The 21,512-nt window shown below is 67.4% G+C and carries 16 protein-coding genes, 1 pseudogene and 2 riboswitches; of the genes and pseudogenes, 12 read left to right on the plus strand and 5 right to left on the minus strand.

Annotated features, from left to right (window positions below; translation table 11 throughout):
- The first annotated feature begins 46 nt into the window (after positions 1–46).
- Complete coding sequence (locus WT26_RS11615) at positions 47–1,210, plus strand: M20 aminoacylase family protein (RefSeq protein ID WP_059526154.1); 1,164 nt, start codon at positions 47–49, stop codon at positions 1,208–1,210.
- 257 nt (positions 1,211–1,467) lie between these two features.
- On the opposite strand, the gene WT26_RS11620 is transcribed toward WT26_RS11615, so the two are convergent.
- The 5 genes and pseudogenes from WT26_RS11620 to WT26_RS11640 form a co-directional block, all read right to left on the minus strand.
- Positions 1,468–2,772, minus strand: a complete 1,305-nt coding sequence (locus tag WT26_RS11620) for a cobyrinate a,c-diamide synthase (protein WP_069272923.1) — start codon at positions 2,770–2,772, stop codon at positions 1,468–1,470.
- A gap of 2 nt (positions 2,773–2,774) precedes the next feature.
- Positions 2,775–3,377, minus strand: a complete 603-nt coding sequence (cobO, locus tag WT26_RS11625; protein WP_069272924.1) for a cob(I)yrinic acid a,c-diamide adenosyltransferase — start codon at positions 3,375–3,377, stop codon at positions 2,775–2,777.
- A 36-nt stretch (positions 3,378–3,413) separates the two neighbouring features.
- Positions 3,414–3,791 carry a cobalamin biosynthesis protein gene (locus WT26_RS11630; RefSeq protein WP_059664042.1) on the minus strand — a complete coding sequence of 126 codons (378 nt, stop codon included), beginning with the start codon at positions 3,789–3,791 and terminating at the stop codon, positions 3,414–3,416.
- A pseudogene (gene cobA, locus WT26_RS11635) lies at positions 3,788–4,539 on the minus strand (uroporphyrinogen-III C-methyltransferase). Before cobA ends, WT26_RS11630 begins: the two are co-directional and overlap by 4 nt.
- Before the next feature lie 199 nt (positions 4,540–4,738).
- Positions 4,739–4,907: riboswitch (cobalamin riboswitch) on the minus strand.
- Positions 4,908–5,043: 136 nt separating this feature from the next.
- Positions 5,044–6,255 carry an MFS transporter gene (locus WT26_RS11640; RefSeq protein WP_069270160.1) on the minus strand — a complete coding sequence of 404 codons (1,212 nt, stop codon included), beginning with the start codon at positions 6,253–6,255 and terminating at the stop codon, positions 5,044–5,046.
- 116 nt (positions 6,256–6,371) lie between these two features.
- On the opposite strand from WT26_RS11640, the gene WT26_RS11645 reads away from it, so the two are divergent.
- The 11 genes from WT26_RS11645 (at position 6,372) to WT26_RS11695 (ending at position 21,412) form a co-directional block, all read left to right on the plus strand.
- Entirely contained in the window at positions 6,372–7,358 is a 987-nt protein-coding gene (locus WT26_RS11645) for a LysR family transcriptional regulator (RefSeq protein ID WP_080485647.1), read from the plus strand.
- A 44-nt stretch (positions 7,359–7,402) separates the two neighbouring features.
- A riboswitch (cobalamin riboswitch) is annotated at positions 7,403–7,668 on the plus strand.
- Between the two features lie 186 nt (positions 7,669–7,854).
- The gene (locus WT26_RS11650; protein WP_059481726.1) at positions 7,855–8,913 is read left to right on the plus strand and encodes a HoxN/HupN/NixA family nickel/cobalt transporter; all 1,059 of its coding nucleotides are present in this window, start codon (positions 7,855–7,857) and stop codon (positions 8,911–8,913) included.
- Positions 8,914–8,939: 26 nt separating this feature from the next.
- Positions 8,940–10,028, plus strand: a complete 1,089-nt coding sequence (cobW, locus tag WT26_RS11655) for a cobalamin biosynthesis protein CobW (protein ID WP_069272925.1) — start codon at positions 8,940–8,942, stop codon at positions 10,026–10,028.
- 6 nt (positions 10,029–10,034) lie between these two features.
- A complete protein-coding gene (gene cobN, locus WT26_RS11660; RefSeq protein WP_069272926.1) occupies positions 10,035–13,847 on the plus strand; it encodes a cobaltochelatase subunit CobN in 3,813 nt (1,270 codons plus the stop codon).
- On the plus strand, positions 13,844–14,914 hold the full coding sequence (locus WT26_RS11665) for an ATP-binding protein (protein WP_069272927.1): 1,071 nt from the start codon (positions 13,844–13,846) through the stop codon (positions 14,912–14,914). Before cobN ends, WT26_RS11665 begins: the two co-directional genes overlap by 4 nt.
- Before the next feature lie 77 nt (positions 14,915–14,991).
- Positions 14,992–15,606 (plus strand): vWA domain-containing protein, encoded by a 615-nt coding sequence (locus WT26_RS11670; RefSeq protein WP_069272928.1) that lies wholly within the window; start codon positions 14,992–14,994, stop codon positions 15,604–15,606.
- A 284-nt stretch (positions 15,607–15,890) separates the two neighbouring features.
- Positions 15,891–16,160 (plus strand): hypothetical protein, encoded by a 270-nt coding sequence (locus tag WT26_RS11675; protein WP_059954169.1) that lies wholly within the window; start codon positions 15,891–15,893, stop codon positions 16,158–16,160.
- A gap of 297 nt (positions 16,161–16,457) precedes the next feature.
- Positions 16,458–17,114, plus strand: coding sequence for a glycoside hydrolase domain-containing protein (locus WT26_RS11680; RefSeq protein ID WP_196222152.1), 657 nt, complete (start codon positions 16,458–16,460; stop codon positions 17,112–17,114).
- A 110-nt stretch (positions 17,115–17,224) separates the two neighbouring features.
- Positions 17,225–18,361 carry a hypothetical protein gene (locus WT26_RS11685; protein WP_060137449.1) on the plus strand — a complete coding sequence of 379 codons (1,137 nt, stop codon included), beginning with the start codon at positions 17,225–17,227 and terminating at the stop codon, positions 18,359–18,361.
- Positions 18,362–18,371: 10 nt separating this feature from the next.
- Positions 18,372–19,535 (plus strand): caspase family protein, encoded by a 1,164-nt coding sequence (locus WT26_RS11690; RefSeq protein ID WP_060137448.1) that lies wholly within the window; start codon positions 18,372–18,374, stop codon positions 19,533–19,535.
- The gene (locus tag WT26_RS11695; RefSeq protein WP_069270166.1) at positions 19,532–21,412 is read left to right on the plus strand and encodes a pYEATS domain-containing protein; all 1,881 of its coding nucleotides are present in this window, start codon (positions 19,532–19,534) and stop codon (positions 21,410–21,412) included. The genes WT26_RS11690 and WT26_RS11695 overlap by 4 nt, the downstream gene beginning before the upstream one ends.
- Positions 21,413–21,512 lie beyond the last annotated feature (100 nt).

Below are 21,512 nucleotides of genomic sequence, written 5' to 3' on the forward strand. Positions count from 1 at the left end.
GACTATCCTTGCCTGCACATTCCCCGCAGACACAGGAGACGACACCGTGACGCACAGCGTGATTCCCGCAGGCCTCGCCGACGAAATGATCGAGATCCGGCACCGCATCCATGCCCATCCCGAGCTCGGCTTCGAGGAATTCGCGACGAGCGACCTCGTCGCCGAGCAACTGCAGTCGTGGGGCTACACGGTGCATCGCGGGCTGGGCGGCACGGGCGTCGTCGCGCAGCTGAAGGTCGGCAACGGCACGCAGCGTCTCGGCCTGCGCGCCGACATGGACGCACTGCCGATCCACGAGGCCACGGGCCTGCCGTACGAGAGCAGGATCGCCGGCAAGATGCACGCATGCGGTCACGACGGCCACACGGCGATGCTGCTCGCGGCCGCGAAGCATCTTGCGCGCGAGCGCCGCTTCTCGGGCACGCTGAACCTGATTTTCCAGCCGGCGGAAGAAGGGCTCGGTGGCGCGAAGAAAATGCTCGACGAAGGGCTGTTCGAGCTGTTCCCGTGCGACGCGATCTTCGCGATGCACAACATGCCGGGGTTCCCCACGGGCCAATTCGGCTTCCTGCCGGGGCCGTTCATGGCGTCGTCGGATACCGTCGTCATCGACGTGCAGGGCCGCGGCGGCCACGGCGCGGTGCCGCACAAGGCGGTCGACTCGGTGGTCGTGTGCGCGCAGATCGTCATTGCGCTGCAGACGATCGTGTCGCGCAACGTGTCGCCGCTCGACATGGCGATCGTCACGGTCGGCGCGATCCACGCGGGCGAGGCGCCGAACGTGATTCCCGATCGCGCGCAGATGCGCCTGTCGGTGCGCGCGCTGAAGCCGGAGGTGCGCGACCTGCTCGAGACGCGCATCAAGGAAGTCGTGCATGCGCAGGCCGCCGTGTTCGGCGCGACCGCGACGATCGACTACCAGCGCCGCTACCCGGTGCTCGTCAACGACGCGGAAATGACCGCGTTCGCGCGCGGCATCGCGCGCGAGTGGGTGGGCGAAGCGAACCTGATCGACGGGATGGTGCCGCTCACCGGCAGCGAGGATTTCGCGTTCCTGCTCGAGAAGCGGCCGGGCTGCTACCTGATCATCGGCAACGGCGACGGAGAGGGCGGCTGCATGGTGCACAACCCCGGCTACGACTTCAACGACGCGGCACTGCCTACCGGCGCGTCGTACTGGGTCAAGCTGGCCGAGGCGTTCCTGGTGTGACGGGATGGCGCGGCGCAGGGTGTACCAAATTTTGGTATATGGTCGGCGTATTGATGTGATGTTTTATCGTGAAACGGAGCACTCGCTCGATGTGATTCGCATCCTGCACCAGCGGATGGACGTCGAGCGCCATTTGTAATCGCGGAGTCCGACGGCAGAAATGCCGGAGCATCGTCGCAGCAAGCATGGTGTGACGTGCAGCCGACGACGTTGTCGCCGTCACCGCTCGATCGTGATCGCCGAAATCAGCGCTCAGCTCAAATTGTTCCGCCGCTGAACAGCGCCGCCGCCGCCGTCGGATTCGACGGCCAGTACATGTGCATGTACGTCGCGACGATCGGGCCGGCCCGATACACGGCCTCGCCGCTGCCCGTGCCGCCGTCCGGCCGGACCGCGGCCGCGACCGGGGCAAGCGGCGTGTCGAGCCGCGAATAGTGGAACGTATGGCCGCGCATCGGCCCGGTACGCGTATCGAGCTGCTGCATGCCGAGCGCCGCGAACCGGCGCTGCATCGTCGCCCGACCCGGCAACAGCCCGAGCATCGACGTCGTGACACCGTCGACGTCGGTCAGCGATTCACACAGATACACCATCCCCCCGCATTCCGCGACGATCGGCCGGCCGGCTGCCGCATGCGCGCGGATCGCGCCCGCGCTCGTCGCGTTCGCCGCGAGCGTCGCCGCATGCAGTTCCGGATACCCGCCCGGCAGGAACAGCGTGTCGCAATCGTCCGGCACGGGTTCGTCGGCGAGCGGCGAGAAGAAGCGCAACCGCGCGCCGAGCGCCTCGAGCAGCGCGAGATTCGCCGGATAGATGAACGAAAACGCCGCGTCGCGCGCAATCGCGATTCGCTTGCCGGCGAGCGCACGCGGCAGCGGCGCCGCGGCGTCCGGTTCCGCGAACGCGACGGCGGGCGGCAATTCGGCGAGCGCCGTCTGCGCGAGCACGTCGGCCGCGCGCTCGAGCCGCACGTCGAGATCGTCGATGTCGGCCGGCTGGTGGAGACCGAGATGCCGCTCCGGCAGCGCGATGCCCGCGTCGGCCGGCACATGCCCGAGCCAGCGCAGGTCGTCGGGCAGCGCCTGCTGCAGCAGTTCCGCATGCCGGGCCGAGCCGACGCGGTTCGCCAGCACGCCGTGAAACGGCAGCCCCGGCCGGAACCGCGCGAGCCCGAACGCGAGCGCCGCGAACGTCTGCGCCATCGCCTTCGCGGATATCACCGCGACGACCGGGACGCCGAACGCGGCCGCGAGGTCGGCACTGCTCGGCGTGCCGTCGAACAGCCCCATCACGCCTTCGATCAGGATCAGATCGGCGTCGCGTGCGGCATCGGCGAGCAATGCGCGGCAGCCGGCCTCGCCGACCATCCCGAGATCGAGCGCATGCACGGGGGCGCCGCTCGCGCGTTCGAGCAGCATCGGATCGAGAAAGTCGGGCCCGGTCTTGAACACGCGCACACGACGCCCGAGCCGGCGGTGCAGCCGCGCGAGGCCGGCCGTCACCGACGTCTTGCCCTGGCCCGACGCGGGCGCACTGACGAACAGCGCGGGGCAGGCGGGCATGCTCAGAACTCCACGCCGCGCTGCGCCTTCACGCCTTGCTCCTTGTACGGATGCTTGACGAGCCGCATCTCGGTGACGAGGTCGGCCGCGTCGATCAGCGCATCGGGCGCATGCCGCCCGGTCACGACGACGTGGACCGAATCGGGACGCGCGGCGAGCGTCGCGAGCACTTCGTCGAGCGGCAGGTATTCGTACTTCAGCACCGTGTTCAGCTCGTCGAGGATCACCATCCGGTAGTCGCCGCTTTCGATCATCCGGCGCGCCTTGTCCCAGCCCTTGCGCGCGGTCGCGATGTCGGCGTCGCGGTTCTGCGTGTTCCATGTGTAGCCGTCGCCCATCGTCACGAAATCGCATTCGGCCACCGCGCCGAGGAAGTCCCGCTCGGACGTGTGCAGCGCGCCCTTGATGAACTGCACGACACCGAGCCGCATGCCGTGGCCGAGCACGCGCACGGCCATGCCGAACGCGGCCGTGCTCTTGCCCTTGCCGTTGCCGGTGTTGACGATCAGCAGGCCTTTCTCGTTGACGGCGGCGGCCTGCTTCTTCTCGTGGCCCGCACGGCGGCGTTCGGTCATCCGTTGATGGGATTCGGCGTCGGTTTTCATCGATTCGTCCTGTCGAAAGAAAGCGAAACAAAGGGTTCAGAGCGGGCCGGCGAGTGCGACCGTCACGCCGTCCCGGATGGATTTGGGGCCCAGCAGCCGGCCGTGCGGCGCCGCGAGCTGCGCGCACGGCTCGGCCACGCCCGCGACGCCGAAACGGGCGAGCGCGGCCTCCGACGGGCCGCTCGCGGCCAGTTCGGGGCGGCTCGCGAGTTGCGCCGCGTCGAACCCGACGAGCGGCCAGCCGCGTCTCGCGCACAGCGTGCGCAGCGCGCGTGCGCGCGCCTTGTCGGCAAGCGTGGCGACGAGCGCCGGTTCGGCAGCCGGGTACCGCATCAGCGCGATGCGGATCGCGGCGTCGAGTTGCGCGGCCGTGACGCCCGCGCGGAAACCGACACCGATCGCGACCCGCATCATGCGCGGCTGCCGAGTGCGGCACGTACCGCGGGATCGTCGGCGAGCGCCGCGACGGGGCCGATCACGACGATGGCCGGCGAACCGATGCCGGTTGCGCCGACACGTTCGACGAGCGTGTCGAGCGTCGCGAGCACGTGCCGCTGTTCGGGGCGCGTCGCATGCGCTCGATCGCCGCGCACGGCGTCTCGCCGGGCAGGCCGCCTTCGCGCAGTGCGGCTGCAATCGTGTCGAGCCGGCGGATGCCCATGTAGACGACGATCGTCATCCGCGTGGCCGCGAGCGCGCGCCAGTCGGGTTCGTCGGCGCCCGCGCCGTGGCCCGTGACGAAGATCACGCCCTGCGCGTCGCCGCGCTGCGTGACGGGAATGCCGAGTGCGGCCGGCGCGGCGATGCCCGCCGTGACGCCGCTCACGATCTCGACCTGAAATCCCGCGGCGCCGAGCGCGGCCAGCTCCTCGCCGCCGCGGCCGAACACGAACGGGTCGCCGCCCTTGAGCCGTGCGACGCTGCGGCCTGCGCGCAGATGCGCGAGCATCGCCGCGACGATCGCTTCCTGCGGCGTCGATGCATGACCGCCGCGCTTGCCGACGTGCTCGATGTGCGCATCGGCGCGCGCATGGCGCAGCACGTCGGGGTTCACGAGATCGTCGACGAGCAGCACGTCGGCCGAGCCGATCGCGTGGACGGCCTTGAGCGTCAGCAGGCCGGCGTCGCCGGGGCCGGCGCCGACGAGCCAGGCGCGGCTCATCGGGCGCGGCACGGCGCGCACCGTGGCGAAGACCGGAAAAGCGGCGAACGGGCGGCGCGAAGCCGGCCTGCGGAATGGCGATGCATAGCGGAATGAAAGCAGCCCGCTCGAAGCGGGCATGAGCACACAACACGCGCACGCAGTCCGTCCCCCGCGGATCGGGCGTTCGGCGAGCATCGGGCTCGCCCCTTGCGTCGGCCGGTATCCGGGCTGGCCGCTTGCCAGGCCGCAGCCTTCCCGCCCGGTGGAAGGGCAGTGGCATCGTGGGCGGCATGGGCGCGTGCGCGTGGAAGCGCGTCGCGCGGGCGGCGTACCGTTGCGGGGACAGCACAGGCAGGGCGGCGATCCGCCTCCTGTTTCCCGTTTAACTGCGCCTGCCGGCGGGCAGGCGCGAGCACCGAACGCGGCGCATACGATAGCACAGCGCGCCGGCGCAAACGCATGCGGGACGCCTTGGCCAGCCGGCGGCGGCGCGCGGTGCGCGAGCCGTAGAGAATGCCGGTGTCATGCCCCCGAAGCGGGCTGATCCATGCTCGCCCGTTTCCTTCGGCACGTCGCAGCCGTTCCCAGCGCCAAGGCTGCGCAAAGCACGCCGGCCGAGGCCACGCCGCTCCATCCGAAGCGTCCCGCCATGGCCGTGCCCAGCGCCGACCCGGCAGCGCCCCCCAGGAAATAGCAGGTCATGAACACCGTGTTGAGCCGCCCGCGTGCGTGGGGCAGCGCCGCATACAGTCGTGTCTGATTAGCCACGAGGCTGGCGCGGCTGCCCAGGTCGAGGATCACCACGCCCGCGATCAGAAAGCCGATCCCCTGCATCGAACCGGCGACCAACGCGAAAGCCAGCATCACCAGCGCTGCCGCCGATGCCACGACCCGGCGGCCTCCCCAGTGGTCGGTCAACCGGCCGATGGTGGGTGACGCAAGCATGCCCGTCACGCCCACCAGCCCGAACAACCCAGCCACCTCGCTGCCGTAGCCGTAGGGCGGCCGTGCCAGCATCAGCGCCAACGAGCCCCATAGGACGTTGAACGCGGCGAACAGCAGGAACCCGGCCAGGCAGGCTTCGCGCAGCAACGGCTGCTGTTTGAGCAATTGCCCCAGCGAGGCCAGCAACTTCGGATACGACAGGTCGCTGTCCGGCCGGGTGTGCGGCAGGTGGCGCCAGACCAGGGCGATCAGCGCCGCGTCGAGCACGGCAGCCAGCATGAACATGGCGCGCCAGCCTGCGTGCGCCCCGACATAACCGCTGGCCGTGCGTGCCAGCAGCGTGCCGGCGAACAAGCCGCTCATCAGCCGCCCGACGGTCTGCCCGCGCAGGGCCGGATCGGCCAGGCCCGAGACCGCCGGGATGATGATCTGTGCGCCGACCGCCGTCAGGCCGACCACGACACACGCGGCCAGCAACCCGTCCAGGTTGGCCGCTATTGCGCATAGCGCCAAGCCGATCATGTTCGTCAACAGCAGCGCGGTGATCAACCGGCGGCGGTCGATTCGGTCGCCCAGCGGGCCGAACAGCAGCAAGCCCGCAGCGTAGCCGGCCTGGGTCAGCATGGCGATGGCGCCCTGGGCCGATGCATCCGAGCCGAAGGTTGCCGCCATCTGCGGCAGCAGCGGTTGGCTGTAATACAGGTTGGCGACGGCAAAGCCACAGGCCGCCGACAGTGCTGCCACACTGCGCCCGGACAAGGATGCGGCGGCGCGGAAAGGATGGGACATCGTGCGAACTCCGTTCGTGTGGCCCTATTGCCACACATCCGCGGGGAATGCTAGGCGTGCCGGCATGGCGACAGAACGCCTCGGCGTCGCACAACAGTTTTGCATAAAATGCGGAAATGACGCCCATTCCTTATGCCGAACACTTGCCGGTCTTTGTCGCGGTCGCGCGCGCAGGCAGCTTTTCCGCCGTTGCCGCCCGACAGGGTGTGGCGCCGTCGTCGGTCGTGCGCCAGATCGATGTCCTGGAGGCCGCGCTGGGTGTACGGCTGTTTGCGCGCTCCACGCGCGGACTTGCACTGACCGACGCGGGCGAACTGCTGCTGGCCCGCGTTCCCGCATTGATCGACGAACTGGTGGACTTGCGCGCCGAGGTCGCGTCGCTGGGCGACGAACCGCGAGGCGTACTCCGTGTGGCCTGCCTGCCGACATTCGGCCGCCACCATGTCCTGCCGCTTCTCCCGGACTTGCTCGCGCGCTACCCGGCGCTGCGCATCGAGCTGGAATTCACCGAGCGGCTGGCCGACCCGGTACGCGAACGCCTCGACGCGGTGATCCGCATCGGTCCGCTCAAGGACAGCCGGCTCTATGCTCAGCGCCTGGCCACGCAGCGTTGGTCCATCTGCGCCAGCCGTCCTTACCTCGACCGGCATGGGCATCCGGCCACCCTGGCCGAGCTGGCCGGCCATCGCCTGCTGGACAAGCGCCACGACCCCGAAGGCCTGGGCTGGCGCGGCCTGCGTGCCGCCGGCCTGATACCCGGAGATGCCGCCGACAGCGTCCTTGCGTGCGACGACTTCGAGGCGCTGCTGCTGGCCGCCATCGCCGGGTTGGGTTTGGCGTACCTGCCGACCTGGGCGACGGAGCAGGCCACTTCCAGCGGACAGTTGGTCACGGTATTCGACAACCCCGCCCAGCGCGAGGACGACGTCCACCTGTTGCGTGCATTGCCGCGGCCGTCCGCCAAGCTGGCTGTTTTTGCCCAGGCACTGCTGGCCGCTCTCGACGCAGGCCAAAACCGGCTTCCCTTGCCGTCCGTCGACAGCCGGCCGCCTCGGCCCGGCACGGCTCGCGCGAACGTACCCGCCGTGAACGGACTGCCCTGATCCGCGGCCCCGCCGTTCGCCTTGACGCTCCCGCCCGCGCCGCCTACACTCGCACGCGTTTTGGTGCTCGCGCGCGCCGCTCCGGTGCGCGCAGTTAAACGGGAAACAGGGAGCCTGCCTGCGCCGCAGTCGAGCCAACCTGTGCTGCCCCCGCAACGGTAAGCGAACGCGTCGCGCGCAAGCGCCACGCAGCGCCGCTTCGCCGCATGCCGCGCGCATGCGGACGACCGCCACTGGATTGCTATGCATCCGGGAAGGCGAAGCGGCGTGTTCGCCAGCCCGGATACCGGCCCAAACGTAGGGGTTCAGCGCCGCGGGGAGGCGGCGCATCGTCCACGGCCGCAGCCACGGTGCGTCCGGCGCCCGAGCGTCTCCCGTGTCCCGATCCGCCGCGCGCTTCGCGCGGGCCGGTCCGGCATCCGGCGGCGCGCGGGCCCGCGCATCCGGCGCCGGCCGTGTTGGCATTCACGATGTCGACCGTTCGCAAGGAAGCACCATGCTCGACTCGCTTTTCCGCCTGTTCAACGACAGCCCTTCCGGGCTGCGCGGCAAAATCATCGCCATCTATTCACTGCTGATCGCCTTCAACGTCGGCGCGTGGATCTGGGCGTTCATCGCGTTCCACGGCCAGCCGGTGCTGCTCGGCACCGCGTTGCTCGCGTACGTGTTCGGCCTGCGCCACGCGGTCGACGCCGACCACATCGCGGCCATCGACAACGTCACCCGCAAGCTGATGCAGGAAGGCCGCAGCCCGCTCGGCGCCGGCCTGTTCTTCTCGCTCGGCCATTCGACGGTCGTGATCGTGATGTCCGTCGTGGTCGCGCTGACGGCGGCGTCGCTCGCGCGCTTCGAGAGCATGAAGGCGTGGGGCGGCGTCGTCAGCACGTGCGTGTCGGCCTTCTTCCTGCTGCTGCTCGCGACCGCGAACCTGCTGATCCTGATCTCCGTGTACCGCACCTTCCGCGCGGCGCGCCGCGGCGAAGCGATCGTCGACGCGGATCTCGACATGCTGCTGAACCAGCGCGGCGTGCTCGCGCGCCTGTTCCGGCCGCTGTTCCGCCTCGTGTCGCGCAGCTGGCACCTGTATCCTGTCGGCTTTCTGTTCGGCTTCGGCTTCGACACCGCGACCGAGATCGCGCTGTTCGGCATCTCCGCGACACAGGTGCAGGGCGGCCTGTCGTTCTGGTCGGTGATGGCGCTGCCGGCGCTGTTCACCGCGGGCATGACGCTCGTCGACACGACCGACGGCATCCTGATGATGGGCGCGTACCGCTGGGCGTACGTGCGGCCGATCCGCAAGATCTACTACAACATGACGATCACGTTCGTGTCGGTGCTGGTCGCCGCGCTGATCGGCGGCATCGAGGTGCTCGCGCTGCTCGCCGACAAGCTGTCGCTGCAGGGCCCCGTGTGGGCCTTCGCGTCGATGGTGGCGTCGCACTTCGGCATGCTCGGCTACGTCGTGATCGGCCTGTTCGTCGCGTGCTGGGTCGTGTCGGCCGCGATCTACCGCCTGAAGCGCTACGACGAGATCGACGTGACGATCTCCGCCTGACTCCCTTTCTCGATACAGGACCTACCATGACCCTACGCAAGCTTCCCGTCACGATCGTCACGGGCTTTCTCGGCAGCGGCAAGACGACGCTGATGCGCCACATCCTGCAGCACGCCGAAGGCCGCCGCATCGCGGTGATCGTCAACGAATTCGGCGAACTCGGCATCGACGGCGAAATCCTCAAGGGCTGCGGCATCGGCTGCGAGGATGCCGACGGCGCGCAGGGCGAAGCGTCGGGCCAGCTCTACGAACTCGCGAACGGCTGCCTGTGCTGCACCGTGCAGGAAGAGTTCTATCCGGTGATGGAAGCGCTCGTCGAGCGCCGCGCGGATATCGATCACGTGCTGATCGAGACGTCGGGCCTCGCGCTGCCGAAGCCGCTCGTGCAGGCGTTCAACTGGCCGACGATCCGCAACAGCTTCACGGTCGACGCGGTCGTGACCGTGGTCGACGGGCCGGCCGCGGCAAGCGGCCAGTTCGCGGAAAACCCGCAGGCCGTCGACGCGCAGCGCCGCGCCGATCCGAACCTCGACCACGAGTCGCCGCTGCATGAGTTGTTCGCCGATCAACTGTCGTCCGCCGATCTCGTGATCGTGAACAAGGCCGATCTCGTCGACGATACGCAGCTCGCGCAGGTCGAGGCGGCGATCCGCGACGAGATTCCGCCGCAGGTGAAGATCGTGCGCGCGACGCGCGGCGAGCTCGATCTTGCGATGCTGCTCGGCCTCGAATCGGCGTCGGAAGAAACGATTCACCTGCGTCACGACCATCACGGCTCGGCCGACGACGGCGACCACGATCACCATCACGACGATTTCGACTCGGTGGTCGTGTCGGGCGACGCCGGCACGCGCGAGGCGACGATCGCCGCGCTGCAGCGCGTCGTCGAAGCGCATACGATCTACCGCGCGAAAGGCTTCGCCGCGCTGCCCGGCGCGCCGATGCGGCTCGTGATCCAGGGCGTCGGCCGCCGCTTCGACAGCTATTTCGACCGTCGCTGGCAGGACGGCGAAACGCGCGCGAGCCGCTTCGTGCTGATCGGCGAGGATCTCGACGCGGCCGCGCTGCAACGCGCGTTCGACGCCGCGTGCGCGGCCGAGCCGCAACAGGCGTAACGCACGATGCATCTGCTGCGCACCACGCCGGGCGGCTTCGTCGACGATACGCAGGGTGTCGTCCGGATCGACCAGCAGCCGGCCGACATCGTGATCCTGAGCTCGGCCGACACGACGCTGTCGCTGCTCGCCAGCGTCGTGCCGACGCTGCCGGCCGGCTTCCCGAGCGTGCGGCTCGCGAACGTCACGTTCCTGCGGCAGCCGGCGTCGGTCGATTTCTACGTCGACGACGTGCTGCGGCACGCGAAGGCGGTCGTGATCGACCATCTCGGCGGCGAGGCGTACTGGCCGTACGGGATCGAGCAGGCCGTGTCGCTCGCGTCGAAGCGCGCGCAGCAGCTCGCGATGTTCTCGGGCGACCTGCAGGAAGATCCGAACCTCGTCGCGAAAAGCACCGTCGCGCCCGGCCTGTGCCGGCTGTGGTGGCGCTACCTGCGCGAAGGCGGCGTGCACAACGCCGAGGCGCTGCTGCGCAGCATCGCATTCCACACGCTCGGGTTCGGCGACGAACCCGAACCGCCGCGCCCGCTGCCGGCCGCCGCGCTGTATCACCCGGCGCGCGACCGCGCGGGCATCGACGACTGGCGGCCGCGCTGGACGCCGGGCGCGCCCGTCGTCGCGATCCTGTTCTATCGCGCGCACTGGCAGGCCGCGAACACGGCCGTGTTCGACGCGCTGGCCGATGCGCTCGTTCAGGCAGGGCTGAATCCGCTGCCGATCGCGGTCACGTCGCTGAAGGATGCGGTGAGCCGCGAAGTCATCACGCAGCTCTGCGACACGCATGACGCCGCGCTCGTGCTGAACACGACCGCGTTCGCGGCCGGCGCGATCGACAGCCCGGAACACGACGTGCTCGCCGGCGACGCGCCGGTGTTGCAGGTGATCCTGTCCGGCGGCAATCGCGAGGCCTGGATGGCCGACAACCAGGGCCTGCATGCGCGCGACATCGCGATGCACATCGCGCTGCCCGAGGTCGACGGCCGGATCGTCACGCGCGCGGTGAGCTTCAAGGGGCTCGCGTACCGCTGCCCGCACACCGAAGTCGACGTCGTGCGCTACCAGCCGGACGCCGAGCGGATCGCGTTCGTCGCGGCGCTCGCGCGCGGCTGGTGCCGGCTGCGCACGCTCGACAACGGCGACAAGCGTGTCGCGCTGATTCTCGCGAACTATCCGCAAAGCGAAGGGCGTATCGGCAACGGCGTCGGGCTCGATACGCCGGCGTCCGCGCTGCGCGTGCTCGCGGCGCTGCGCGACGCGGGCTACACGGTGGCCGACCTGCCGCCGGACGGCGACGCGCTGATCGCGCGGCTCACCGAAGGCGTGACCAACGACGCGGCCGTGCATGCGCTGCGCCCCGCATTCCAGAGCTTCCCGCTGGCCGACTACGTCGCGCATTTCGCGCGGCTGCCGGCGGCCGTGCGCGACGCGCTGAACGAACGCTGGGGCCCGCCCGAAGCCGATCCGACGCTGCGGCAAGGGCGCTTCACGATCGCCGGCTGGCGCGCGGGCAACGTGTTCGTCGGCATCCAGCCGTCGCGCTCGCGCGGCGAGAACGACTACGCGAGCTACCACGACGCGGATCTCGTGCCGCCGCATGCGTATCTCGCGTTCTATTTCTGGCTGCGCGATGCGTATCGCATCGACGCGGTCATCCACCTCGGCAAGCACGGCAACCTCGAATGGCTGCCGGGCAAGAGCGTCGCGCTGTCCGACGCGTGCTGGCCCGACCTGACCCTCGGGCCGCTGCCGCATCTGTACCCGTTCATCGTCAACGATCCGGGCGAGGGCAGCCAGGCGAAGCGCCGCGCGCAGGCCGTGATCGTCGATCACCTGATGCCGCCGCTCACGCGCGCGGAAAACTACGGCCCGCTGCAGGATCTCGAGCGGCAGGTCGACGAATACTACGAAGCGCTGATGGTCGATGCGCGGCGCGCGAAGCTGCTGCGCAAGACGATCCTCGCGACGATCGCCGAACACCGGCTGCACGACGAGCTGAGCGTGTCGCCGCCGCGCGACGCGGGCGACGAGGATGCGCTGCTGACGCGCGTCGACGCGTGGCTGTGCGAACTGAAGGAAGCGCAGATCCGCGACGGGCTGCACGTGTTCGGCGTGTCGCCGGCCGGGCGCCAGCGGCGCGACACGCTGCTGGCGCTCGCGCGCTTTCCGGTCGGCGACGGCAAGGGGGCACGCGCGGGACTGATCGGCGCGCTCGCGCGCGATCTCGCGCTCGGCGACGATTTCGACCCGCTCGCGGCCGAGTGGGCCGCGCCGTGGGCCGGGCCGCGACCGGCGATCCTGCAGGCACTCGATGGATCGCCGTGGCGCCATGCGGGCGATACGCGCGAGCGGCTCGAACGGTTCGCGCAGCAATGGCTGGACAGGCTGGGGGCGGCCGACGCCAGCGATACGGGCACGCAAGACGCGACGCCCCCCGGCGACTGGCCGCACACGCTCGCCGTGATCGAGCGCGTCCGCGCGACGCTGCTGCCCGCGCTCGACGCGTGCGGCGGCGAGGAAATGCGTCAGCTGCTGCGCGGGCTCGACGGCCGCTTCGTGCCGCCGGGGCCGAGCGGATCGCCGTCGCGCGGCCGCCCCGACGTGCTGCCGACCGGCCGCAATTTCTACTCGGTCGACACGCGCGCGGTGCCGACGCAGGCCGCGTGGACGCTCGGCCTGAAATCCGCGCAGCAGCTGATCGAGCGCCATCTGCAGGACCATGGCGACTATCCGCGCGCGATCGGGCTGTCGGTGTGGGGCACGGCGACGATGCGCACGGGCGGCGACGACATCGCGCAGGCGTTCGCGCTGCTTGGCGTGCGGCCGAAATGGGCGCACGGCAGCCATCGCGTGACCGACTTCGAGATCCTGCCGATCGAGATCTTCGACCGGCCGCGCATCGACGTGACGCTGCGCGTATCGGGTTTCTTCCGCGACGCGTTCCCGAACCTGATGCATCTGTTCGACGCAGCGGTGCAGGCGGTGGCCGCGCTCGACGAGCCGGAGGAACTGAACCCGATCCGCGCGCGCATCGAGCGCGAACGCGCGAAGTGGGTCGCACAGGGCGTGGCGCCGGACGAAGCGCGGCGCCGCGCCGGCTGGCGCGTGTTCGGCGCGCGGCCGGGCAGCTACGGCGCGGGCCTGCAGGACCTGATCGACCAGCGCCGCTGGCAGACCGACGCCGATCTCGCGGAGGCGTACCGCCAGTGGGGCGGCCATGCGTATGCGCAGAACAGCGCGGGCGACGCCGCGGCCGACGTGTTCGGCGAGCGGCTCGCGACGATCGACGTCGTCGTGCAGAACCAGGACAGCCGCGAGCACGACATCCTCGATTCGAACGACTACTACCAGTTCCAGGGCGGGATGACCGCGGCCGTGCGGCACCTGTCCGGGCGGCAGCCGAGCATCTACCACGGCGACCACGCGAACCCGGTCGCGCCGAAGATGCGCACGCTGCGCGAGGAAATCGCGCGCGTGATCCGTTCGCGCGTCGTCAACCCGAAGTGGCTCGACGGCGTGAAGCGCCATGGTTACAAGGGCGCGGCCGAGCTGGCGGCGACCGTCGACTACCTGTACGGCTATGACGCGACCGCGCGCGTGCTGTCCGACCACCAGTACGCGCTCGTCGCCGACGCGTACCTGTTCGACGACGCCACCCGCGCGTTCCTCGAACGGCACAATCCGAAGGCGCTGCACGGGATCTGCGAACGCTTCGTCGAGGCGATGCAGCGCGGCCTGTGGCAGCAGCCGGGCGACTATCGCGAGCGGATCGAAGCGGTCTGGCTCGACAGCGAACAACTCCAGGAAGGGGGACGGCGATGACCGATCCGACGCACCGCCTGCGCGCGGTGTTTCCGTTCACCGCGCTCGTCGGGCAGGCGGCGCTGCAGCAGGCGCTGCTGCTCGCCGCGATCGACCCGTCGCTGGGCGGCGTGCTCGTGAGCGGCCCGCGCGGCACCGCGAAATCGACCGCCGCGCGCGGCCTCGCCGAGCTGTTGCCGGAAGGGCAGTTCGTCACGCTGCCGCTGTCGGCGAGCGACGAGCAGGTGACGGGGACGCTCGACCTCGCGCATGCCCTCGCCGAAAACGGCGTGCGCTTCCGGCCGGGCCTGCTCGCGCGGGCGCATCTCGGCGTGCTGTATGTCGACGAGGTGAACCTGCTCGCCGACGGGCTCGTCGATACGCTGCTCGACGTCGCCGCGAGCGGCGTGAACATCGTCGAACGCGATGGCGTGTCGCACGCGCACGATGCGCGCTTCGTGCTCGTCGGCACGATGAATCCCGAGGAGGGCGAGCTGCGTCCGCAACTGCTCGACCGCTTCGGGCTGATGGTCGAGCTGGAGAACTGCTTCGACGCCGCGCAGCGCGAGCGGATCGTGAAGGCGCGGCTGGCATTCGATCTCGATCCGGAGGCGTTCCGCGCGCGTCACGACGACGCGCAGCGCGCGCTGGCCGGGCGGATTCGCGCGGCGCGCGAACGTGTGGCCGCGCTGACGTTCGGCGACGCGGTACATGCGCATGTGAGCGCGCTGTGCATCGACGCGGCCGTCGACGGACTGCGCGCCGATCTCGTGATGCTGCGTGCGGCGCGCGCGCTCGCCGCGCTCGAAGGCGCGGACGCGGTGACGGTCGAGCATGTCGAGCACGTCGCGGAAGCGGTGCTGAGGCATCGCCGGTCAGCGCATGCGACGCCGCCTGCGGCGTCGGGGGCGCGCGACGCGGAGCGTGCGCCGTCGCAATCGAATGCGGGCGGTTCGTCCGCCACGCCGCCTGACACGGCGCGGCCGCGCGACGAGGATGCACAAGGCGACTGGGGCTACCTGCGGCCCGAACCCGCGGGGCTGCACGACGTGAAAGGCGTGGTGCCGCTGCCGCTAAAAAAACGCTGAGCCATCGAGCCGGCGCCGCCGCGAACGCCGTTCGCGGTCCTCGATGGCAGCAGGGCGAAACCGGGCGTGCGCCGGGCGTGACACGCGCCGGTGTGGCGGTCGCATGGCCGGCGACGTTCGCGGTCAAGCGCGCCGGGCGATTGCAGGCCGAGCATCTGCGGTTCCGGAAACAGGCGGGCGCGCCGCGCGCGTTGCATTGCTTCGTGCTCGACTGTTCGGCGTCGATGCTGTCGCACGGGCGGCTCGCGCTGGCGAAGGGGCTGATCGTCGCGTATTTCGATGAAGCGGCGCGCGCGCGGGCGGAGACGGCGCTGATCTGTTTCGGCGGCGACGGCGCCGCGCGGCGCTTCGGCCCGGCCGTGCCGCGCTGGTGGAATGCGCGCTGGCTCGAACCGGTCGGCGGTGGCGGCGGCACGCCGCTCGCGGACGGCATCGCGGCCGCCGCGCAGGTGCTCGCGCGCGCGGCGCGACGCGATCCGGACAGGCAGCGCTGGCTGTGGGTGCTGTCCGACGGGCGCACGCGCGAGACGCCGGCGCGGCCGAAGGCGGCCGATCACGTCGTGTTCGTCGATTTCGACGATGCGGCCGTGAGGGTCGGGCGCGGGGCAAGGATCGCGGCCGAGTGGGGGGCGGAGTGGGTGAGGCCGGAGGGGTTGGTGGCCGCTTCGCCGGTGCGTGGTGAGCGTGCATGATGCCCATGGCGGTGAGTCCGGCGCAAAACGCAAAGCGGCGTTGACCGAGCGCATATCTCTGCAATATCAAAATGCCTGTTATTGAGTAGGCGCTTAGTGCAAATGCACAATCGACGCGCGCGTGCGCCGGTTGATGGCGATATTTTGCATGCTGACGCTTTAATTTGAGGCGATCGTGTCCTAGTCTTTCATAGCGGTGCGCGTTATGTCTTGTCGATGCGCTCGCAATAAGCCAAACGTAAACGGGGTGTTCATTCAAACGTCAGATTTGAAGGAGAGGAATTATGAGCGGGGATATCTCTGTCGTGATAACTCAAGAACAAATTTCAGCGCTCGCTGAGCAAATAAAGCAGAGTGTCACGACTGCCCAACTGGCCGAATCGACGGCGAAATCCGAATTCTGCAAAATCTGGCCGGAGGCCAGCGCCGGGTTGACGGCTTTGAAAACCGTGCTCGAGTTGGTGCCCGGCGTGAGCGTCCTGGCCGGCGCCGCAATCGCGATCGTGCTGGCGGCGGGAAATGCTGCTTCAGGCGCCGTGTGCGCTAAATCCTGACTGCCGCGATATCGGCAACGACATGCCGGCCCCGGACAGGTGACCGGCATGTCGAATGCTGTCCTTGAGCGCAGATCATGTGACGACATCAACCGAGGTGGCCGAGAGATCGACTGATGCGTCGAAGTTCCGCAGTCGGAGGGGCTTCATTTTGTCCACGCCAATTCGGGGAAAGTCAAAAAAGCGGTATTTGGTGAAATTTATTGTCCGTGCTCAGCGAGCGATTTCGGGGGCGGCGGTTTTTTCTCGTAAATCATCGAAATGCTTATAAGCGGAAGCAGCCAGGAGGCCAATAAAATGACATCGACAATTTCCATACCGAACGGATCGATCGGATTCGATCATAGCGGTTCGCGGTTAACGTCCCAGCAGGCCCAGGATTACGTCGACAGAGGCTACAAATTCTGCCTACGTTATATCCCCAATCCACTGTCTTCAGGCGCCAGCGATTTGAACAAGGACGAGGCCGACGCAATCCTGGCGTCGGGCCTATGGCTGGGGGCAGTCCAGCATTGCTGCGCAGCGAGCGAATCTTCCACGTTCGAGCCGACGCCTGGCATGGGAATCGAATGGGGCGCGCTTGCCGCGCAGCATGCCGCGGCCGCCGGTCTCACCACTGGCACCACCGTCTGGCTTGATCTCGAGGGCGTCAAGGCCGGCACCGCCGTCGCGGACATCATCGGGTTCTGCAATCAATGGTTTGCCCAGGTCACGGCGGCCGGCTTTGCATCGGGCGTCTACGTCGGATTCGATTCGGGCTTGTCGTCGGACCAACTCTATTTTCAGTTGACCACGCAGCATTATTGGCGCGGGGCGTCGAATGTTCCGGATGTAGCGTTCCGTGGCTACCAGATCGTCCAGCGCGTCATAAAAGATTCCGGAGGTAACGAGTTCGACGTCGATCATGCGCAAACCGACAACCTCGGATTGAGTGCGACGGTCACTTCGCAATGACGCATGCCGCGTGAAGCACGGTGACCGGCAACCAAATGGGCACGAGGGGGCCGATGCAGGCCGCAGCATCTCTCGAAATAAGCACGTGGATACCATTCCGGGGAAGGAAGATGGCACAACTGGTGTTCGTTCATGGCGTCGCAACGCGCGATACGCCGGCGTATCAGGATGCAGTCGAGAACCGTGACAAGCTGTTTCGCGAATTACTGTTCACTGGAAGCGACGTCACAATCCACTCGCCGTTGTGGGGGCAATTCGTCCCCGCAATCCCGCACGATGTTTTCGACACCGACAAGGGGGTGGCGACCTACTCGCTCAATTTGGGCGCGGCTCCAGGGCTTGGTGCTGGCCTTATGGGAGGAGGCGGGCAGGCAGGAGACACGATCGACGTTTCGATTGGCGCCATCGGAAAGCAGGATCCAGTGGCGGCGCTTGATGCGATTTGTTCGGAGATCGTCGACCGGGCCGCGCGCGAGCAACGCGGTCTCAAGCCGGAGGAACTTCAGGCGTTCCGCAAAGCATCCGAGCTCATCGCGTCGGACAGCGCAGCGACCGCGTTCGATGGGGACGCAAGCTCTCGGACGATTGCGGATCAGCTTGCTGCCGGGGCGCCGGTACCGTTCGGCGGCGTCGTAAGTCTTATCGGCGAAGCCATCTCCGCCGTTACGGATCGGGTACGCAACGTGGCGTCGACGCTCGGCTTCGATGCTATTCGAGGCAGCCTCAGCCCTGCCGTTGGCCTTTTCTTCGGTGACGTGTTCGTCTACCTGAAGGAAGGGGCGCATCGACAGAGCATACGAAGCGAAGTCGGGAAGGCCCTCGCCAATGCATATGCGGAGGTCCAGGCTGGCAAGGGGCCGCTCGTGGTGGTCGGGCACAGCATGGGCGGCGTCATACTTGTCGACATGCTGACGAATCCCGATTCGGCAAACCTTCCTGACGGCTTCAAGGTCGATGCGCTTTTGACCGTCGGCTCGCAGCCCGGCCTCTTCGCCGCGCTCGATCTTCTCGCGCACAACCTGCCGTCCGGATCGGTGCGTCGCAAGCCCGACTGCGTCAAGCATTGGCTCAATATCTTCGACCCAATCGATCCGCTGGCCTTCCGAACGGACATGATCTTCGACGGCGCTGTCGACCTCGCGTTCAACTCCGTGACGGGGATTGCGGACGCGCACTCGAAATACTTCCAGCGGCCGCAGTTCTATGCCCGTTCGCGCACGCGTCTTCAGGACTTCGGGGTTTTGTGAGGTCAAGACGATGCCACTCATGCTCGATCGGCCAGTCAAGGGGCCCAAGACCCACGCCTTCGTCATCGGCGTGGGCAATTACCCGGACGCGAAGGCGAACAGGGGCGTTCTGGATATCCTTCGCGGGGTTCCGAATCTCCCGAGTGCGGCGGACAGCGCCAAGCTCATGTGCGACTGGTTGCTCGGCAATCAGGACCGGCTCGCTGCGCCGCTTGCGACACTCGACGCGCTGATTTCTGATCCGGTGGATCCCGGTGGACGCTACCCGTGGGCTCGCGGGCCGGTCGACTCGGCTACCGAGGCCAACGTTAAGAAGAGGGGACTGGAATGGTATGAACGCGTCGTCGCCGAACCGGGCAATATTGCGTTCTTCTATTGTTGCGGGCATGGCGCATCGCATCTCCAGCAGCCGGTCTTGTTCCTCGAAGACCTGAACCAAAGCCTGGTTAATGTCTGGACGCATATCAACCTGGGCTCACTTGCGCGTGCGCTGGGAAAAAGCCAGTCCATTTCCGCGGCTTTCATGTTTTCCGATGCGTGCGGTCAATTTGTGCGCGACTTCGAACTCGAGGACGCGCAGGATTGCCGGTTCTTCCATAGGCCTAACCTGTTTGCGACGAGCAGCAACCAAGTATCGCTGTTATGTGCGGCGGCTGAGGGCCAACTGGCCTACGAGGGAACGGACCGGAATGGCAGCGATTTCAAATTCGGGCGCTTCACTCAGGCAGTGCTGAAAGGGCTGAGTGGCTCGTCTGCGCGGTGGTCCCATAACAGATGGGGCGTTACTTGTCGTGACTTGCTTGGCGATCTCAAGTCTCTGCGACGCGTCTTTTTCAGCCACTGGAGCGAGAACGAACCCTTCGAACCTTACCCGGCTGTCACGCAGACGGATCCGATCCCGATCGTGTTTCCCGACGGGTTCGAATTGCCGATCGTCGTCATGACCGATCCGCCGGACCGGATGCCCCACTACAACTTCGTGATCAGCCAGAAGAGCGAGCCGACACAGCCGTGGCTGAAGAGCAGGGATGCGGGTGACCCGAGCGCATGGTTCACGACGGTTCCGCCCGGTCTCGATGCGCTCTATGCCATCGCGGTGAAGGGTGCTGACCACTATCCGCTGCTGTTGCAGCCCAAGGAACCCTTGTTCGATCGGTGGGTGTCCGTGCCATGAAAACGAGCCTGCATTTTGAAGCGCCAAGCGACCTTTCCGTCGGGACCGTGCGGATCACGGGTGAGGGACAAACGATCGCCGATTGGGTGGCGACTCCTGACAATCGCACCTTCGAGGGGGACAATTTGACACCCGGCATCTACTCCGTCGAAATCGGCCCCGCCGGTGTCTCGCCTCAGTCCGTTCTTTTCGAAGTCAGGGAGGGGCAGCCTAACCAAGTCGTTCTGCCGTCCTTTTCGGCACTCTCTTCATCCGGCAGCAATACGAGCTTCTTCGATGCGGATAGCCAGAAAACGGTCGCGGAAGTTCCGCATTCGGTGAAGCTGAACGCCCTTGAAAAGCTGGATCTGTCGTCATATCAGAGCGGGATATTCAGTGACATCGTTCGCGAGAGCGTCATCGATTCCAGACGTTCGCAACAGGTCGAGGTTTCCAAAGAAAAGAGACGAATCTCGATCGGCCTGTCGGAAGAAAAGCGTGGCCGAGAAACCTTCGATACGTTCGCCGGCCAATCGAGTATTGCGCTGTTTTCCGGACGGCTTGAAATCGAGCTTCCGACAGACCTGCATCGCGATCGCTGGGCCGGACATCGAGTCAGGCTATCGGTGGCCATCGAGCAGGTGCGGGTCGAAAGATGCCTGCTCCCGCTCTATCGCGGCGGGACGAGGATCATGGTCGCGGCGCCGTCCTTCGCACCCGCCGATCTCGAGTTCAGCGTCATACCGGTCGATCCGAAGCTGCGAGCGCTGGCTCGGGCATTGGATGCAGGAACGTCCGCAGAGGCAGCCGCGGTTCGCGACGATGTGGTCGGCAAGGGTGATCTGGCGACACAGTTCGCCGACTGGGCTGATCCTTGGGCTGCGATCCTCACGGGGCTCCTTGCGATCCGCTTTCCGGAGATATTCCAGCCGATCGAACGGGTATGGGCCGACAAGCTTGTCGAACGCGCCGGCTGGGCTTTCGATGCACACGTCATCCGCGCCAGCCAGGCGCTTGCCTCAGCGCACTCCGCCTCTCGCCAGGCGCAGGACGAGGCCGTCGCCGATGCGATCGCATTTCTCGCGAAGGCACAAGTTGCAGGATCGCCGTACTACCGCTACACCAACCAGCTTTTCGCGGAGATGGCGGCAGGCATCGCCGACTATCTCAAAACGAGCAGTCCTCGCGTCGATTCGGCGATTGTGAAGCGATTCGATCGGCTTTACGGCCGCTGGCATCGTGAACTGCCGCTTCAACGCGGCGTGGGATGGACATTCACTTGGCTTGCACGCGATCTGGCTGCGCTGAAAGAGCGTAACGTCCTTGTGCCGTATCGGCAGGCGTCCGGAAAGTTACGTCATAGAGACACGTCGATCATATTCGAAGGGCAGGTAAGCGCCGGCCAGATCGCGATTATTGGAGGAGGCCGGGACGCGCTCCGGGGTTTGCCGAATAACGATGTGGTTTTGTCCACAGCCGACGAGCGGTCGGAGGACGTGCCCGAGTATGGCCTCTCCCGGATGCCGGCGCTAAGCCGAGCGCCGGGACCTGACAAGGATCCCAACAGAGGCAGATTCGGCGGGCAGGCCAGTGAAAGCGGCTTTCACCTGATGGCAGCGTTCGAACCGACAAAACACCGCGACTGGGTCACGGTCGTCCTGACGGTGGAGGCGGAGCGATCGATCAAGATCGGGCTCGGTGACTTCGCATGGTTCGTCCTTCACCCGACCTTCTCGCCGTCGGCGCTGAAAGTTGCCTTTCGAGGAAACCGCGCCCGGCTGCGCCTCCAGGCATGGGGCGGATTCACCGTAGGCGTCTGGTTGCCTCAGGCTGGTCTCGAACTCGAATGCGATCTTGCTCAGGTTGAGGGCGCGCCCGAGATCGTGAGATTGCGGTGATCCTGTGATCCGGAATCGAGATGCCGCCGACAGTCAACCGTAACAGGGATGGGTGCGAACGTAGTCGCGCGCAACGACTGTCGGAGGACGTAGTCGCGTG

The sequence above is a fragment of the Burkholderia cepacia genome (genome assembly GCF_001718835.1).
GTDB lineage: Bacteria > Pseudomonadota > Gammaproteobacteria > Burkholderiales > Burkholderiaceae > Burkholderia > Burkholderia cepacia_F.